The 17,108-nt window shown below is 61.5% G+C and carries 16 protein-coding genes; 7 read left to right on the top strand and 9 right to left on the bottom strand.

Annotated elements, in window-relative coordinates; genetic code table 11:
* Both glyS and glyQ read right to left on the bottom strand, forming a co-directional pair.
* Complete coding sequence (glyS, locus tag F8N96_RS24175; protein WP_150799952.1) at positions 1-2,055, bottom strand: glycine--tRNA ligase subunit beta; 2,055 nt, start codon at positions 2,053-2,055, stop codon at positions 1-3.
* The gene (gene glyQ / locus F8N96_RS24170) at positions 2,052-3,005 is read right to left on the bottom strand and encodes a glycine--tRNA ligase subunit alpha (RefSeq protein ID WP_064680830.1); all 954 of its coding nucleotides are present in this window, start codon (positions 3,003-3,005) and stop codon (positions 2,052-2,054) included. The genes glyS and glyQ overlap by 4 nt, the downstream gene beginning before the upstream one ends.
* An 81-nt stretch (positions 3,006-3,086) precedes the next feature.
* On the opposite strand from glyQ, the gene tag reads away from it, so the two are divergent.
* Positions 3,087-3,644 (top strand): DNA-3-methyladenine glycosylase I, encoded by a 558-nt coding sequence (tag, locus tag F8N96_RS24165; RefSeq protein ID WP_150765399.1) that lies wholly within the window; start codon positions 3,087-3,089, stop codon positions 3,642-3,644.
* Between the two features lie 40 nt (positions 3,645-3,684).
* Positions 3,685-4,572, top strand: a complete 888-nt coding sequence (locus F8N96_RS24160; protein ID WP_150765400.1) for a lysophospholipid acyltransferase — start codon at positions 3,685-3,687, stop codon at positions 4,570-4,572.
* A gap of 7 nt (positions 4,573-4,579) precedes the next feature.
* Here the strand turns inward: F8N96_RS24160 and F8N96_RS24155 are convergent, their stop codons facing one another.
* The 5 genes from F8N96_RS24155 to def all read right to left on the bottom strand — a co-directional run bounded on the left by F8N96_RS24155 (position 4,580) and on the right by def (position 9,293).
* The gene (locus tag F8N96_RS24155; RefSeq protein ID WP_150799951.1) at positions 4,580-4,894 is read right to left on the bottom strand and encodes a tetratricopeptide repeat protein; all 315 of its coding nucleotides are present in this window, start codon (positions 4,892-4,894) and stop codon (positions 4,580-4,582) included.
* 172 nt (positions 4,895-5,066) lie between these two features.
* Complete coding sequence (gene trkA / locus F8N96_RS24150; RefSeq protein WP_150799950.1) at positions 5,067-6,440, bottom strand: Trk system potassium transporter TrkA; 1,374 nt, start codon at positions 6,438-6,440, stop codon at positions 5,067-5,069.
* 22 nt (positions 6,441-6,462) lie between these two features.
* Positions 6,463-7,773: a 16S rRNA (cytosine(967)-C(5))-methyltransferase RsmB gene (gene rsmB / locus F8N96_RS24145; protein ID WP_150799949.1), complete on the bottom strand. Its 1,311-nt coding sequence runs from the start codon at positions 7,771-7,773 to the stop codon at positions 6,463-6,465.
* Complete coding sequence (gene fmt, locus F8N96_RS24140) at positions 7,770-8,729, bottom strand: methionyl-tRNA formyltransferase (RefSeq protein WP_150799948.1); 960 nt, start codon at positions 8,727-8,729, stop codon at positions 7,770-7,772. The genes rsmB and fmt overlap by 4 nt, the downstream gene beginning before the upstream one ends.
* Before the next feature lie 57 nt (positions 8,730-8,786).
* Positions 8,787-9,293 (bottom strand): peptide deformylase, encoded by a 507-nt coding sequence (def, locus tag F8N96_RS24135; RefSeq protein WP_064680548.1) that lies wholly within the window; start codon positions 9,291-9,293, stop codon positions 8,787-8,789.
* A gap of 166 nt (positions 9,294-9,459) precedes the next feature.
* Between def and F8N96_RS24130 the strand changes: the two genes are divergently transcribed.
* The 3 genes from F8N96_RS24130 to F8N96_RS24120 all read left to right on the top strand — a co-directional run bounded on the left by F8N96_RS24130 (position 9,460) and on the right by F8N96_RS24120 (position 12,284).
* Complete coding sequence (locus tag F8N96_RS24130; RefSeq protein WP_150799947.1) at positions 9,460-10,485, top strand: LysM peptidoglycan-binding domain-containing protein; 1,026 nt, start codon at positions 9,460-9,462, stop codon at positions 10,483-10,485.
* A gap of 80 nt (positions 10,486-10,565) precedes the next feature.
* Positions 10,566-11,672, top strand: coding sequence for a DNA-processing protein DprA (gene dprA, locus F8N96_RS24125; RefSeq protein ID WP_150799946.1), 1,107 nt, complete (start codon positions 10,566-10,568; stop codon positions 11,670-11,672).
* Between the two features lie 54 nt (positions 11,673-11,726).
* Positions 11,727-12,284, top strand: coding sequence for an L-threonylcarbamoyladenylate synthase (locus tag F8N96_RS24120; RefSeq protein WP_150799945.1), 558 nt, complete (start codon positions 11,727-11,729; stop codon positions 12,282-12,284).
* A 112-nt stretch (positions 12,285-12,396) separates the two neighbouring features.
* On the opposite strand, the gene F8N96_RS24115 is transcribed toward F8N96_RS24120, so the two are convergent.
* Complete coding sequence (locus F8N96_RS24115; protein WP_150799944.1) at positions 12,397-13,374, bottom strand: NADPH:quinone reductase; 978 nt, start codon at positions 13,372-13,374, stop codon at positions 12,397-12,399.
* 179 nt (positions 13,375-13,553) lie between these two features.
* Here F8N96_RS24115 and hemF point away from each other — a divergent pair, with 179 nt between their 5' ends.
* Together hemF and aroE are read left to right on the top strand one after the other, a co-directional pair.
* Positions 13,554-14,468 carry an oxygen-dependent coproporphyrinogen oxidase gene (hemF, locus tag F8N96_RS24110; protein ID WP_150799943.1) on the top strand — a complete coding sequence of 305 codons (915 nt, stop codon included), beginning with the start codon at positions 13,554-13,556 and terminating at the stop codon, positions 14,466-14,468.
* 67 nt (positions 14,469-14,535) lie between these two features.
* Positions 14,536-15,357, top strand: coding sequence for a shikimate dehydrogenase (aroE, locus tag F8N96_RS24105; RefSeq protein WP_150799942.1), 822 nt, complete (start codon positions 14,536-14,538; stop codon positions 15,355-15,357).
* 156 nt (positions 15,358-15,513) lie between these two features.
* Here aroE and F8N96_RS24100 read toward each other — a convergent pair whose 3' ends face one another.
* On the bottom strand, positions 15,514-17,082 hold the full coding sequence (locus tag F8N96_RS24100) for a SulP family inorganic anion transporter (RefSeq protein ID WP_150799941.1): 1,569 nt from the start codon (positions 17,080-17,082) through the stop codon (positions 15,514-15,516).
* Positions 17,083-17,108: the final 26 nt, after the last annotated feature.

Raw genomic sequence — 17,108 nt, 5'->3', positions numbered from 1 at the left:
TCAGCCCAGCAACGAAATGTCGGCGACACCGAGGAACAGCCCACGCAGACGCGCCAGCAACGCATAGCGGTTGGCGCGCACTTTGGCATCTTCGGCATTGACCATCACGGCTTCGAAGAACGCATCCACCGGCTCGCGCAAGGCCGCCAGGCGTGCCAGGGATTCACTGTACTGACGTGCAGCAGCCATTGGCTGTACAGCCTGGTCAGCCTGCTGGATCGCCGAATACAGGGAGAACTCGTTGGCGTTGTCGAAGTACTTGGCTTCCACGACCGCAGGTACAGAGCCCTCTACCTTGCTCAGCAAGTTCGAAACGCGCTTGTTCACCGCGGCCAGGGCAGCGGCTTGCGGCAATTTGCGGAACGCCTCTACCGCTTGGACGCGCTGATCGAAGTCCAGCGCCGAGCCCGGTTTCAGGGCGCGCACCGACAGGTAAGACCCGACATCGACACCCTCGTCTTCGTAACGGGCACGCAGACGGTCGAAGATGAATTCCAGCACCGAGTCGTTCAGGCCGGCAGCCTTGACCTTGGTACCGAAGGCATTCACAGCGAAGGCCACGGCGTCGTTCAAATCGAGGTCGAGTTTCTTGTCGATCAGGATGCGCAATACACCCAGGGCTGCACGACGCAAGGCGTACGGGTCTTTGCTGCCGGTGGGCAGCATGCCGATGCCGAAAATACCGACCAGGGTGTCGAGCTTGTCGGCGATGGCCACGGCCGCACCGGTCAGGGTCGTCGGCAATTCAGCACCGGCACCGCGCGGCATGTATTGCTCGTTCAGCGCCAGGGCGACTTCTTCGGGCTCGCCGTCGTTGAGGGCGTAGTAGTAACCGGCGACACCTTGCATCTCCGGGAACTCACCGACCATCTCGGTCGACAGGTCGCACTTGGACAGCAGGCCGGCACGGGCAGCCCATGCGGCGTTGCCACCAATGCGTTGAGCGATGAACGCGGCGAGTTTGGAAACGCGCTCGGCCTTGTCGTAGACGCTGCCGAGTTTTTCCTGGAACACCACGTTTTGCAGACGCAGGTTGAAGTCTTCGAGTTTCTGCTTCTTGTCTTGCTTGAAGAAGAACTCGGCGTCGGTCAGGCGTGGGCGAACCACTTTCTCGTTACCGGCGATGATCTGCTGCGGGTCTTTGCTTTCGATGTTGGCCACGGTAATGAAGCGTGGCAGCAACTTGCCGTCGGCGTCCAACAGGCAGAAGTACTTCTGGTTGTCCTGCATGGTTGTGATCAGCGCTTCTTGCGGCACGTCGAGGAAACGTTCCTCGAACGAGCACACCAGCGGCACCGGCCATTCCACCAGCGCGGTCACTTCGTCGAGCAAGGCGGGTGGAACGATTGCAGTACCTTCCTGCAGGGTCGCCAGTTCTTCGGTGCGCTTGCTGATCAACGCGCGACGCTCGTTGGCATCGGCCAGTACATAAGCGGCCCGCAGGTCGCTCAAGTAGTTGGCTGGCGAGGTGATGCGCACGCTTTGCGGGTGATGGAAGCGATGACCACGGGAGTCGCGGCCGGCTTTCTGGGCGAGGATCGTGCAATCGATGACCTGGTCACCGAGCAACATCACCAGCCACTGGGTCGGACGCACGAACTCTTCCTTGCGGGCGCCCCAGCGCATGCGCTTCGGGATCGGCAAGTCGTTCAGGGAATCTTCGACGATGGTCGGCAGCAGGCTCAGGGTCGGCTTGCCGGCGATACTTTGGCTGTAGCGCAGTTTCGGGCCGCTTTGATCGATTTCGCTCAGGTCGACGCCGCACTTCTTGGCGAAACCCAATGCCGCTTGAGTCGGATTGCCTTCGGCATCGAACGCGGCCTGGCGTGGTGGGCCGTCGAGATTGATGCTGCGATCCGGCTGCTGGGTCGCCAGCGAGGTGATCAGCACAGCCAGGCGGCGCGGTGCGGCGTAGACGGTTTTGGTCTCGTAGTTCAGGCCGGCGGCTTGCAGGCCCTTGTCGATACCGGCCAGGAACGCGTCGGCCAGGGTGTTCAGGGCTTTGGGTGGCAGTTCTTCGGTGCCCAGTTCAACCAGAAAATCTTGAGCACTCATTGTGCAGCCTCCAGCTTGGCCAGTACTTCATCACGCAGGTCCGGGGTCGCCATCGGGAAGCCCAGCTTGGCGCGAGCCAGCAGGTAGGCTTGCGCAACGGAACGCGCCAGGGTGCGTACGCGCAGAATGTATTGCTGACGCGCGGTCACCGAGATTGCCCGGCGCGCATCCAGCAGGTTGAAGGTATGGGACGCCTTCAACACCATTTCGTAGCTCGGCAACGGCAACGGCTGCTCGAGTTCGATCAGGCGCTTGGCTTCGCTTTCGTAGAAATCGAACAGTTCGAACAGCTTCTCGACGTTGGCGTGTTCGAAGTTGTAGGTCGACTGCTCCACTTCGTTCTGGTGGAACACATCGCCGTAGGTGACTTTGCCCATCGGGCCGTCAGCCCAGACCAGGTCGTAGACCGAGTCCACGCCTTGCAGGTACATGGCCAGACGCTCGAGACCGTAGGTGATCTCGCCGGTCACCGGGTAGCACTCGATGCCGCCCGCTTGCTGGAAGTACGTGAACTGGGTCACTTCCATGCCGTTGAGCCAGACTTCCCAGCCCAGACCCCAGGCGCCCAGGGTCGGCGATTCCCAGTTGTCTTCGACGAAGCGAATGTCGTGGACCAACGGGTCCAGGCCGACGTGCTTGAGGGAACCCAGGTACAGTTCCTGGAAGTTGTCCGGATTCGGCTTCAACACTACCTGGAACTGGTAGTAATGCTGCAGGCGGTTCGGGTTTTCGCCGTAGCGGCCGTCAGTCGGGCGACGACTGGGCTGCACATAAGCGGCGTTCCAGGTTTCCGGGCCAATGGCGCGCAGAAACGTGGCTGTGTGGAAAGTCCCGGCGCCTACTTCCATATCGTAGGGCTGAAGTACCACACAACCTTGCTCGGCCCAGTATTGCTGGAGGGCGAGGATCAAGTCTTGGAAGGTACGCACGGCTGGCGTAGGCTGGCTCACGAAATTCACCTGTTTCTTGGGCTGCGATTTAAAGAGCGGGAGTATACCCGATTCGGTCCTGCGCACGCCCCCTGGAGCCTTATGCCACGCTGCTTTTGGTGTTCCGAAGATCCGCTGTACATGGCTTATCACGATCAGGAGTGGGGTACGCCGCTACGCGATGCGCAGGGATTGTTCGAGTTGCTTTTGCTCGAAGGGTTCCAGGCCGGCCTGTCCTGGATCACCGTATTGCGTAAACGCGAGCGTTATCGAGAGGTAATGTTCGGCTTCGACGTCCAGCGCGTAGCGCAGATGAGCGACGCGGAAATCGATCAATTGATGCTCGATCCGGGGATTATCCGCAATCGGCTCAAACTCAACGCGGCCCGGCGTAATGCCCAGGCCTGGCTGGCGCTGGAGGACCCGGTGGCGTTTCTCTGGTCATTCGTCGGCGGCAAGCCTGTGATCAATCATTTCAAGGATCGCACCGAAGTGCCGGCCGTGACGCCGGTCGCCGTGGAGATGAGCAAAGGATTGAAAAAGGCCGGTTTCACCTTCGTTGGCCCAACCATTTGCTACGCGCTGATGCAGGCTTCGGGCATGGTCATGGACCACACCCGGGATTGCGATCGCTACGCTGTGCTGGCGAACGGCGGTTAGAATAGCCGCCTCGCACACAGCACAAGATCAGGAGTGACCTGTGGATAAGTTTAAAGGCGCCTTGCTGGTAGGCGCTCTGCGGTTGTTTGCCCTGCTTCCGTGGCGGGCAGTGCAGGCTGTGGGCTCGGTCATCGGCTGGTTCATGTGGAAAACCCCCAACCGTTCCCGCGACGTGGTGCGGATCAATCTTTCCAAGTGTTTCCCCGACATGGATCCGGCGGAACGGGAGCGCCTGGTCGGCCAGAGCCTGAAAGACATCGGCAAGTCCCTGACCGAAAGCGCCTGCGCCTGGATCTGGCCGGCTCAGCGCTCGATCGATCTGGTGCGTGAAGTCGAAGGTCTCGACGTATTGAAGGACGCCCTCGCCTCCGGCAAAGGCGTCGTCGGTATCACCAGCCACCTGGGCAACTGGGAAGTGTTGAATCACTTTTATTGCAGCCAATGCAAACCGATCATTTTCTATCGTCCGCCCAAGCTGAAGGCGGTGGATGATTTGCTGCGCAAGCAGCGGGTGCAACTGGGCAATCGGGTTGCCGCCTCCACCAAGGAAGGCATCCTCAGCGTGATCAAGGAAGTGCGCAAAGGGGGGGCCGTCGGGATTCCCGCCGACCCGGAGCCCGCCGAATCCGCCGGGATCTTCGTGCCGTTCTTTGCTACGCAGGCACTGACCAGCAAATTCGTACCGAACATGCTTGCCGGTGGCAAAGCGGTCGGCGTGTTCCTGCACGCGCTGCGGCTGCCGGACGGTTCGGGTTACAAGGTGATCCTCGAAGCCGCGCCAGAAGCCATGTACAGCACCGATACCGAGACATCCTGTGCGGCCATGAGTCAGGTGGTTGAGCGCTATGTCCGGGCTTATCCGAGCCAGTACATGTGGAGCATGAAGCGCTTCAAGAAGCGTCCACCGGGTGAAGAGCGCTGGTATTGACCTCTGATCAGTGGGCCTGACGCTCGAGTTTTTTCAGGAACACCGTCATTTCCTTTTCCGCCTGCTTGTCGCCATGGCCGCGGGCGGCTTCCAGGCCGCGTTCCCAGGCCTGGCGCGCGGCCGGATAATCCGCCAGCGCCAGATGGGCCTTGCCCAGCAGTTTCCAGGCCGCCGAATACTTCGGATCGAACTCGACGCAGCGCTGGAAATGCTCGGCGGCCTTGGCGTTCTCTCCCAGATCCAGGTAACCCTTGCCCAGGCCGAAGCGCAGCAAGGCGTTATCCACACCCTTGGCGAGCATTTTTTCCAGGGATTCGAGCATGGTGGATTCCTTGTTGAGGAGAATCAGGAAGGGACGTTTCGCTGAAAGATAGCTTTCGCGAGCAGGCTCGCTCCCACAGTAGATCTTTAGTGAACGCATATGTACGGCAAAAACTCATTGTGGGAGCGAGCCTGCTCGCGAAAAGGCCCGCCCGGCCACCGCAAATCCCTGATCAGAAGAAGCTGAGTCCCACATGAAACAGCTTTTCCACATCCCGAATATGCTTCTTATCCACAAGAAACAGAATCACATGGTCGCCCGCCGCGATCACGGTGTCGTCGTGGGCGATGATCACCTCTTCGTCGCGAATGATCGCGCCGATGGTGGTGCCGGGTGGCAGGCCGATGTTCTCGATGGATTTACCGATGACCTTGCTCGACTTCGCATCGCCGTGGGCAATGGCCTCGATGGCCTCCGCCGCGCCGCGGCGCAATGAGTGCACGCTGACAATATCGCCGCGCCGCACATGGGCCAGCAACGTGCCAATGGTCGCCAGTTGCGGGCTGATGGCGATGTCGATGTCCCCGCCCTGGATCAGGTCGACATAGGCCGGGTTGTTGATGATCGTCATCACCTTCTTCGCGCCCAGGCGCTTGGCCAGCAAGGACGACATGATGTTGGCTTCGTCGTCGTTGGTCAGGGCGAGGAAAAGATCGGCGTCGGCGATGTTCTCTTCCAACAGCAGATCCCGATCCGAAGCGCTGCCCTGCAGCACCACGGTGCTGTCGAGGGTGTCCGAAAGATGTCGGCAGCGCGTCGGGTTCATCTCGATGATCTTCACCTGGTAACGGCTTTCAATGGCCTCGGCCAGGCGTTCACCGATCTGCCCGCCGCCAGCGATGACAATGCGCTTGTAGCTCTCATCGAGGCGGCGCATTTCACTCATCACTGCGCGTATATTCGCCTTGGCCGCGATGAAAAAGACTTCGTCGTCCGCCTCGATCACCGTGTCGCCTTGGGGCAGGATGGGGCGGTCACGGCGGAAAATCGCCGCGACCCGGGTTTCGACATTCGGCATGTGCTCACGCAATTGCCGCAGTTGCTGGCCCACCAGAGGACCGCCGTAATAGGCCTTGACCGCCACCAGCTGGGCTTTGCCCTCGGCGAAATCGATCACCTGCAACGCGCCCGGATGCTGGATCAGGCGCTTGATGTAGTTGGTGACCACTTGCTCCGGACTGATCAGCACGTCCACCGGAATCGCTTCGTTGTGGAACAGGTCGGTACGGGTCAGGTAGGCCGCTTCGCGAACCCGGGCGATTTTGGTCGGCGTGTGGAACAGCGTGTGGGCGACCTGACAGGCCACCATGTTGGTTTCGTCACTGCTGGTCACGGCCACCAACATGTCGGCATCGTCCGCGCCAGCCTGGCGCAGCACCGTCGGGAGCGAGCCGCGGCCCTGCACGGTGCGGATGTCCAGGCGGTCGCCGAGATCGCGCAGACGATCGCCATCGGTGTCGACAACCGTGATGTCATTGGCCTCGCTGGCCAAGTGTTCCGCCAGCGAACCGCCGACCTGTCCTGCGCCGAGGATGATGATTTTCATCCAGTCACTCCCTTAAACCCGGTTAACCGCGCGCGGCGGCGATCTTGATCAGCTTGGCGTAGTAGAACCCGTCGTGGCCGCCTTCCTGGGCCAGCAACTGGCGACCGTGGGGCTGCTTGATGCCAGCCTGACTGGCAATGTCGAGTTCGCGGGCACCTGGCGTACGGGCAAGGAAGGCCTCGATCACTTCGGTGTTCTCGGTCGGCAGCGTGGAACAGGTGGCGTAAAGCAGGATGCCGCCCACTTCCAGCGTTATCCACATGGCGTCCAGCAACTCACCCTGAAGCACCGCCAATGCGGCGATGTCATCGGGTTGGCGGGTCAGCTTGATGTCCGGGTGACGACGAATCACACCGGTGGCCGAGCACGGTGCATCCAACAGAATGCGTTGGAAGGGTTTGCCATCCCACCAGGTCGCGATGTCGCGGCCGTCGGCAGCGATCAGTTCAGCGCTCAGGCCCAGGCGTGCGAGGTTCTCGCGCACCCGCACCAGGCGCTTGGCTTCCAGATCGACACCCACGACGCCGGCCAGTGCGGGTTCGGCTTCAAGGATGTGGCAGGTCTTGCCGCCCGGTGCGCAGCAGGCGTCCAGCACGCGCTGACCCGGTGCCAGATCCAGCAGATCGGCGGCCAGTTGGGCTGCCTCGTCCTGCACGCTGATCCAGCCTTCGGCAAAACCCGGCAGGCTGCGTACGTCGGCCGCGGCGTCGAGGATGATGCCATCCGGACTGTAGACGCACGGCGTGGCGGCGATGCCGGCTTCGCTCAGCAAACCAAGGTAGGCGTCGCGCCCGTGATGGCGACGGTTGACCCGCAGAATCATCGGCGGATGCGCATTGTTTGCCGCGCAAATGGCTTCCCATTGTTCAGGCCAGAAGGCCTTGAGGGATTTTTGCAACCAGCGCGGGTGAGCGGTACGCACGACCGGGTCGTGTTCCAGTTCGGCAAGCAACGCTTCGCTTTCCCGTTGCGCGCGGCGTAAAACAGCATTCAGCAGTGCCTTGGCCCAGGGCTTTTTCAGCTTGTCCGCGCAACCTACGGTTTCGCCAATGGCGGCGTGGGCCGGCACCCGGGTATAGAGCAGCTGATAGAGGCCGACCAGCAGCAACGCCTCGACATCGGCGTCGGCTGCCTTGAACGGTTTCTGTAACAACTTTGCCGCCAGCGCCGACAAACGCGGCTGCCAGCGAGCGGTGCCGAACGCCAGGTCCTGGGTGAAGCCGCGATCACGGTCTTCGACCTTGTCCATTTGTGTCGGCAGAGAACTGTTGAGTGAGGCTTTTCCGTTAAGAACAGCAGCCAGTGCCTTGGCGGCGGCCAGACGTGGATTCATTGAGCGTCCGCCGTTTGACCGAGGACGGTGCCGACGGCGAACTTCTCCCGACGGCTGTTGAACAAGTCGCTGAAGTTCAGCGCTTTGCCGCCGGGCAATTGGAGGCGGGTCAGACACAGAGCCTGCGCGCCGCAAGCGACGATCAAGCCGTCTTTGCTGGCGCTGAGGATTTCTCCGGGTGTGCCCTGCCCTTCGGCGAGGCTCGCGGCCAAAACTTTCAGCGCTTCGCCGTTCAGCGTGCTGTGGCAGACCGGCCATGGATTGAAGGCACGAACCAGGCGTTCCAGTTCAACCGCCGGACGGCTCCAGTCGATGCGCGCTTCATCTTTGTTCAATTTGTGCGCGTAGGTGGCGAGGCTGTCGTCCTGCACTTCGCCGTCCAGCGTGCCCGCAGCGAGCGCCGCAATCGCCTGGATAACGGCGGGTGGACCCATCTCGGCCAGACGGTCGTGCAAGCTGCCGCCGGTGTCTTCACCGGTGATCGGCGTAGTGACCTTGAGTAGCATCGGCCCGGTATCGAGACCGGCTTCCATGCGCATCACGGTCACGCCGCTTTCACTGTCGCCGGCTTCGATCGCGCGCTGGATCGGTGCCGCACCACGCCAGCGTGGCAGCAGGGAGGCGTGGCTGTTGATGCAACCCAGGCGCGGAATATCCAGCACCACCTGTGGCAGGATCAGGCCGTAAGCGACCACCACCAGCAAATCCGGCTTCAACGCGGCCAGTTCGGCCTGGGCGTCCTCGTTGCGCAGGCTTGGCGGTTGCAGCACCGCGATAGAGTTTTCCAGAGCCAGCTGCTTGACCGGGCTTGGCATCAACTTTTGCCCGCGGCCCGCCGGACGGTCCGGCTGGGTGTAGACCGCGACAATCTCGTAAGGGCTGTCGAGCAAGGCCTTGAGGTGTTCGGCGGCGAATTCCGGGGTGCCGGCAAAGACAATGCGCAGTGGCTCAGTCATGGGAGCGATCTCTGAAAAGAAAAAGGCTTGCCGCAGCAAGCCTTTGGAAGAAGGGCATCAAGCGTTCTGGCGATGGAGCTTTTCCAGTTTCTTCTTGATTCGGTCGCGTTTGAGCGTGGACAGGTAGTCGACGAACAATTTGCCGTTGAGGTGGTCGCATTCATGCTGGATGCACACGGCGAGCAGGCCTTCGGCGATCAGTTCGTAAGGCTGGCCGTCGCGGTCCAGGGCCTTGACCTTGACCTTCTGCGGGCGATCGACGTTTTCGTAGAAGCCCGGCACCGAGAGGCAACCTTCCTGATACTGTTCCATCTCGTCGGTCAGGGTTTCGAACTCGGGGTTGATGAACACCCGCGGTTCGCTGCGGTCTTCGGAGAGGTCCATGACGACGATACGTTTATGCACGTTGACCTGGGTCGCGGCGAGGCCGATGCCTGGCGCTTCATACATTGTTTCAAACATATCGTCGACCAACTGACGCACTTCGTCGTCCACTACGGCCACTGGTTTGGCGATAGTGCGCAGGCGCGAATCGGGGAATTCGAGGATGTCTAAAATGGCCATAAGCTCAATTGCTGCACGTGTGAGGTAAAGTCGGGTCGATGGCCTGGCGGGTCCGAAGATGCCGGCTACCGTTGTGAAACGTAGCTCCCTTGCACAAGCAAGCCGGGAGCGAGCCACGAGGGCTCTGGCGTTTCACGCGAACGCACATAATAAAGGGATTCACCGCATGAGGAAATCACTACTCGCCCTGCTGCTCCTGGCCTCGGCCGGTTTTGCGCACGGGCAAGTGCAACTCAGGGAAGGTTTTCCACAGCAATACACGGTTGTCACGGGGGACACACTCTGGGACATATCGGGCAAATACCTGCGTGAGCCGTGGAAGTGGCCCGAGCTCTGGCAGGCCAATCCGCAGATCGAGAACCCCAATCTGATCTATCCCGGCGATACGCTGTCACTGGTGTACGTCAACGGCCAGCCGCGCCTGACCCTCAATCGCGGCGCTTCCCGGGGCACCATCAAGCTCTCGCCACGCATCCGCAGCAGCCCGGTGGCCGACGCCATCCCGAGCATTCCACTGCAAGCGATCAACAGCTTTTTGCTGAGCAACCGCATCGTCGACAAGGCCGAGGACTTCGACAAGGCGCCGTATATCGTCGCAGGCGATGCCGAGCGGGTGCTCAGTGGCACCGGTGATCGCATTTTCGCCCGCGGACACTTCGACCCGGATCAGCCGGTCTACGGCATCTTCCGTCAGGGCAAGGTCTATACCGACCCCGAGAGCAAGGAGTTTCTCGGGATCAATGCCGACGATATCGGCGGTGGCGAGATTGTGGCCACCGAAGGCGACGTCGCCACCCTGGCGCTGCAACGCACGACGCAGGAAGTGCGGCTCGGCGACCGCCTGTTCAGCAGCGAGGAGCGGTCCATCAACTCGACCTTCATGCCCGGTTCGCCAAAAACCGAAATCAACGGCTTGATCATCGACGTGCCGCGCGGGGTTACCCAGATCGGCGCGCTGGATGTGGTCACGCTCAACAAGGGCCAACGCGATGGCCTCGCCGAAGGCAACGTGCTGGTGGTGATGAAAACCGGCGAAACGGTACGGGACCGGATCACCGGTCAACCCGTGAAAATTCCTGATGAGCGTGCGGGTTTGCTGATGGTGTTCCGCACTTACGACAAGCTCAGCTACGGGCTGGTGCTCAATGCTTCGCGCTCGCTGGCGGTGATGGACAAGGTACGAAATCCGTAAGCAGGCTCCACAAGTTACCAACAGAGTTATCCACAGCTTGTTCCCGTTCGAACGGGGCTTATAACGATCAAGGATGATCCATGTCGCTATCTGGTGTTTCACCGGTTTCCCCTGCGGAACTGGAAGCTCGATTACGTCTGCACCGTTTGCCTGAACTTGGCCCTGCGCGTTTCAAGATATTGATCGAGGCCTTCGGTTCGGCGTCCAAAGCCATCAGCGCGCCGGCGAGTGCCTGGCGTGCGCTGGGCCTGCCCCTTGCATGCTCGGAGGCCAGGCGCTCCAGTGAAATTCGCGACGGCGCCAGCCATGCATTGGCCTGGCTAGAGCGTCCGGGCCAGCATTTACTGATGTGGGACCAGCCCGACTACCCGGCGTTGCTCGCTGAAATCAGCGATGCGCCGCCGCTGTTATTCGTCGCAGGCGATCCAGGCATTCTGGAAAAACCGCAGCTGGCGATGGTCGGCAGTCGTCGCGCCTCCCGGCCCGGCATGGACACCGCCGCCGCGTTTTCCCGTAGCCTGGCGAGTGCCGGTTTTGTCATCACCAGCGGCCTGGCACTCGGAATTGATGCCGCTGCGCATCAGGCGGCAATGGACGTGGGCGGGCGAACGGTCGGGGTACTTGGCACGGGACTTGAAAAGTTTTATCCACAGCGCAATCGACGGCTGGCCGAGGCCATGATTGCATCGGGCAGCGCAGTGCTTTCCGAGTTTCCGCTGGATGCTGGCCCTACCGCCAGCAACTTCCCGCGGCGCAACCGGATCATCAGTGGTTTGTCACTCGGGGTACTGGTGGTCGAGGCGAGTGTCGCCAGCGGTTCGTTGATCACCGCGAGGCTGGCGGCGGAGCAAGGTCGTGAGGTTTATGCGATTCCCGGATCGATTCATCATCCCGGCGCCCGCGGTTGTCATCAATTGATCCGCGACGGCGCGGTGCTGGTGGAAACCATCGAGCATATCCTCGAAGCCTTGCGCGGCTGGCAACGGTTGCCGTTATCCACCGAGACGCCGTCGACTGCCGCCATCCATCCACTGCTTGTGCTGCTCCACGCGGCGCCCCACACCAGCGAGGCGCTGGCAGAGGCCAGCGGCTGGACCTTGCCCAAAGTGCTGGTCGCGCTGACGGAACTGGAAATGGATGGCCGGGCGGTTTGCGAAAGCGGGCGCTGGTTTGCGCGGGTTAGCTAGGTTTTATAAGGAAGCAAGGTAAACTGCGCAGAGCCTTATTCCGGAGAGTTTTTCATGGTCAACAGTTGGCGTGTGCAACAAGCCGCACGAGCCATTCGCGCAGGCGCGGTGATTGCGTATCCAACCGAAGCGGTCTGGGGCCTGGGTTGCGACCCTTGGGACGAAGAAGCGGTAGATCGTCTGCTGTTGATCAAGGGACGGTCGGTGGAAAAAGGCCTGATTCTGGTCGCCGATAATATCCGCCAGTTCGACTTCCTCTTCGAAGACTTCCCCGAGTTGTGGATGGACCGCATGGCCAGCACTTGGCCGGGGCCGAATACCTGGCTGGTGCCGCACCAGAATCAGTTGCCGCAGTGGATCACGGGCGTGCACGAGACTGTGGCGCTGCGGGTGAGCGATCACCCGCAGGTGCGGGATTTGTGTGCGTTGGTGGGGCCGCTGGTGTCGACTTCGGCCAACCCTCAGGGCCGACCGGCGGCGCGGACGCGGATTCGCGTCGAGCAGTATTTCCGGGGGCAGCTTGATCTGGTGCTGGGTGGGAATCTGGGTGGGCGCAAGAATCCGAGCGTTATTCGAGACCTGGCGACTGGAAACGTAATTCGCCCGGATTGAGACCGCGTTATCGTTCTTCGCGGGCAAGCCTCGCTCCTACAGGTCTGTGTCCTACGCAGAATATGTGTACGACACAGACCTGTAGGAGCGAGGCTTGCCCGCGAAGAGGCCCTCAAGGCAACAGAATAGTTGAACCGGTCGTACGCCGCGCCGACAACTCTGCCTGAGCCTTAGCCGCTTCAGCCAGTGGATACTTCTGGCTGATGTCCACCTTCAGCTTCCCGCTGATGATCATCTCAAACAGTTCATCCGCCATTCGCTGCAGATTTTCCGCAGTGTTGGCGTAGGTCGCCAGGGTCGGCCGGGTCACGTACAGCGAGCCCTTCGCCGACAAAATCCCCAGGTTCACCCCGTCTACCGCGCCTGACGCATTGCCGAAACTCACCACCAGGCCACGTGGAGCAACGCTGTCGAGCGAGGTCAGCCAGGTGTCCTTGCCGACGCCGTCGTACACCACCGGGACTTTTTTGCCGTCAGTCAATTCCAGCACGCGTTGTGCGACGTTTTCATGGCTGTAGTCGATGGTGGCCCAGGCGCCGTTGGCCTTGGCCAGCGCGGCTTTCTGCGGTGAACTCACCGTGCCGATCAACTTCACGCCCAAGGCCTTGGCCCATTGGCACGCCAGGGAGCCGACACCGCCGGCCGCAGCGTGGAACAAAATGGTTTCGCCGCCCTTGAGTTCGTAGGTCTGGCGCAGCAGGTACTGCACGGTCAGGCCCTTGAGCATCACGCCTGCGGCCTGTTCAAAGCTGATCGCGTCCGGCAGAAGCACCAGATTGGCTTCGGGCAATACATGAACGTCGCTGTAGGCGCCTAGCGGGCCGCTGCCGTAAGCCACGCGATCACCGACCTTGAACCGGGTCACTTCGCTGCCCACCGCCTCGACTACGCCCGCGCCTTCGGAGCCCAGGCCCGATGGCAGGGACGGCGGCGGATAAAGACCGCTGCGATAATAAGTGTCGATGAAGTTCAGGCCGATGGCCTTGTTGCTCACGCGAACTTGCTGCGGGCCGGGCTCGGCGGGCTGGTAATCGACATACTCGAGCACTTCGGGGCCGCCATGGGCGCGGAACTGGATACGCTTTGCCATCAGAACTCTCCTTGGGTCTTGGCTTCTAGAGTTGTTGCGTCAAGCGCCCTATCGAACGCCCAAGCTTGATCTTCGTCAACTGCGAAGGGTGCACCTGCGATGTTATGCTACGCGCCCATTTGCGCCGGCCCCCGCTCCGATGGAGCGCCGCGTCGCTTTGCCCGATTCAAGGTGATGAAATGACGACCCGCACCGAGGCCGTAAAAGCCTACCTGCTCGACCTGCAAGACCGCATTTGCGCTGTTCTGGAAGCTGAAGACGGCGGTGCGCATTTCGTCGAAGATGCCTGGGCCCGGCCTGCCGGCGGCGGCGGTCGCACCCGGGTGATCGAAAACGGCACGGTCATCGAAAAAGGCGGCGTCAACTTTTCCCACGTCTTCGGTAGCGGTCTCCCGCCTTCCGCCAGCGCCCATCGACCAGAGCTGGCAGGCCGTGGCTTCGAAGCCCTGGGCGTGTCGCTGGTCATTCACCCGCACAACCCGCATGTGCCGACTTCCCACGCCAACGTGCGCTTTTTCATCGCGGAAAAAGAAGGTGAAGAGCCGGTCTGGTGGTTCGGTGGCGGCTTCGACCTGACGCCTTATTACGGCAATGAAGACGACTGCGTGCACTGGCACCGCGTCGCCGAGCAGGCTTGTGCGCCGTTCGGGCCGGACGTTTATTCGCGCTACAAGGCCTGGTGTGACAGCTACTTCCATATCAAGCATCGCCACGAGCCACGGGGCATCGGTGGTCTGTTCTTCGATGACCTGAACGAGTGGGACTTTGACACCAGCTTCGCCTTCATGCGGGCCATTGGTGATGCATTCATCGATGCGTACCTGCCGATCGTGCAGCGCCGCAAAAATGACGCATTCAGCGCGAAACAGCGCGAATTCCAGGAGTTCCGGCGTGGCCGCTACGTCGAATTCAACCTGGTCTACGACCGCGGTACGCTCTTCGGCCTGCAGTCGGGCGGGCGCACCGAGTCGATCCTGATGTCCCTGCCGCCGCAGGTTCGCTGGGCCTATGACTGGAAAGCCGAGCCGGGCAGCGAAGAAGCGCGCCTGACCGAGTACTTCCTGCAAGACCGCGATTGGTTGGCCAAAGGTTGAGTTCAGTTTCGTCGGGGATTGCGCCAAGATCGCAGCCTGCGGCAGCTCCTACAGGTGAGGTGTGTTGATGGATCGTTACGTCGTATTCGGTAATCCGATTGGCCACAGCAAGTCGCCGTTGATCCACCGTCTGTTTGCCGGGCAAACCGCGCAAAAACTTGACTACAGCACCTTGCTGGCACCGCTCGACGACTTTTGTGGCTGTGCCCGGGCGTTTTTCCTCGAAGGTCGCGGGGCGAATGTGACGGTGCCGTTCAAGGAAGACGCCTATCGCCTGGCGGACAGTTTGACGGAGCGGGCGCAACGGGCCGGCGCGGTGAACACCCTGAGCAAACTGGCCGATGGCAGTCTGTTGGGTGACAACACCGATGGCGCCGGACTGGTGCGGGACCTGACGGTCAATGCCGGGTTCAGCCTCAAGGGCAAACGCATCCTGCTGCTGGGTGCCGGCGGCGCGGTGCGCGGTGCGCTGGAGCCATTGCTGGCCGAGCAGCCCGCGTCGGTGATCATCGCCAACCGCACGGTGGAAAAAGCCGAGTTGCTGGCGGAGTTGTTCGCTGACCTGGGGCCGGTGTCGGCCAGTGGTTTCGATTGGTTGCAGGAACCGGTGGACCTGATTATCAATGCGACGTCCGCGAGCCTGTCAGGCGATGTACCACCGATTGCCAGCAGTTTGATCGAGCCGGGCAAGACGGTCTGCTATGACATGATGTACGGCAAGGACCCGACTGCGTTTTGCCGTTGGGCCAGTGAACATGGCGCGGCGGTGGCGATGGATGGCCTGGGGATGCTCGCCGAACAGGCGGCGGAAGCGTTCCTCCTGTGGCGCGGTGTGCGGCCGGATACCGTGCCAGTGCTGGCCGAACTCCGCCGCCAACTCGCCGCATAACCCTGTAGGAGCTGGCTTGCCAGCGAAGGCGGTCTATCAGTTAATACAAGTGTCGACTGACATATCGCCTTCGCTGGCAAGCCAGCTCCTACAGTTTGATCGCCGACGAGCACGCGATGTATGTTCGCCCAAATCCCCGCAGGAGGGGGCGGTCTTTCAATCCTCAAACCGGATCGGGCATTTCTCCGCGCCTTCCAGTTTTCTCAACTCCTCCACCACCGGTGGTCTCGCCCCGCGCAGGGTCAAGCTGCGATCCTGCTGCAACAGCCGCCGTGCTTCCTGGTGCAGCATTTCCACGCCTGAATAGTCGATGAAGTTGATGTGTTGCGCCTCGATCACCACGCGTGCGCCGTGCATCCGTTGCAGGCGCACTTGCAGGTAATGGCTGGCGCCGAAAAAGATCGACCCGCCGACTCGCAGAATGTCTTCATCCCCGTCGCGCCAATGCTGCACCCGCGGTTGCGAAGTGCGTTTGAGGTAGAAAAACAGCGAAGCCAACACGCCGGCGTAGATTGCCGTCTGCAGTTCCAGCAGCAGTGTGGCGATACAGGTCAGCGTCATCACCAGAAACTCGGCGCGGCTGACCCGCAACAGCGCGCGGATCCCGCGATGGTCCACCAGTCCCCAGGCGATCAACAGAATGCTGCCGGCCATGGCCGGGATGGGGATGTGCGCAATCAAGCCCGCGCCAAAAATCGCAAACAGCGCCACCCACAACGCCGAAAAAACCCCGGCCAGCGGCGAGCAGGCGCCGGCTTCGTAGCTCAGGCCCGAGCGCGTGAAGGAACCGGCTGACAGCGAGCCGGAAAAGAACGCTCCCACCATGTTCGATACACCCTGGGCGCGGACTTCCTGATTGGCGTCGAGCAGTTGCTGCGAACGGGCCGACAAGGAACGGGCAATCGACAGGCTCGTTACCAGCCCGAGCATCCCGACCGCTACGGCGCTGGGCAGCAGACGCAGGATCAGGTCCAGGTCCAGCGGCAGTGGGCTGAAGGGGGGCAGTCGCCCGACGAATGCGCTGACCAGCTTCACGTGACCGAACATCGCCGGCCAGAGCCAGACCATCAGCCCACTCAGGACCAGGGTGATCAATAAGGTCGGCCAGCGTCGCAGCAGCAATTTCAGGATCACGCCCACTCCTACTGTCGCCAACCCCAACGCCAACGAAGGTTTATCCACTTCGCCCAGGTGCTTGAACACCATCACAAAGCTGTCCAGCGCCGTCGCCTGGTTGGGCACGTCCAGCCCCAGCAGGTTTGGCAGTTGGCCGATGGCGATCACCACCGCTGCGCCGAGGGTGAAACCCAACACCACCGAGTGCGAGACGAAATTCACCAAGGCGCCAAAACGCAGCAATCCCAGCAGCCACTGGAAAATGCCGGCGAGCAGTGTCAGTAACAGGATGAGGGTGACGTAGTCCTCTGACGCGGGAACGGCCAGAGGACTGACGCTGGCGTACAGGACGATGGAGATGGCCGCCGTAGGGCCGCAGATCAGGTGCCAGGACGAACCCCACAGACAGGCGATCAGCACCGGGATGATGGCGGCATACAAGCCATACTCCGGTGGGAGGCCGGCAATCAGGGCGTAGGCGATGGATTGCGGCAAAGCGAGAATGGCACCGCTGAGGCCGACGATCAGGTCACGGCCGACGCTGGCACGGGTCTGCCGCGGCAGCCAGGTAAGGAAGGGGAAGAGAGAATGGCGGCTGGGGAAGGCCATGGGTCCTCGCGGTGGATGACTGCAAA

Source organism: Pseudomonas fluorescens, from assembly GCF_902497855.1.
Classification (GTDB): Bacteria; Pseudomonadota; Gammaproteobacteria; order Pseudomonadales; family Pseudomonadaceae; genus Aquipseudomonas; species Aquipseudomonas fluorescens_BI.
This window is presented reverse-complemented; position numbering and strand designations above follow the sequence as displayed.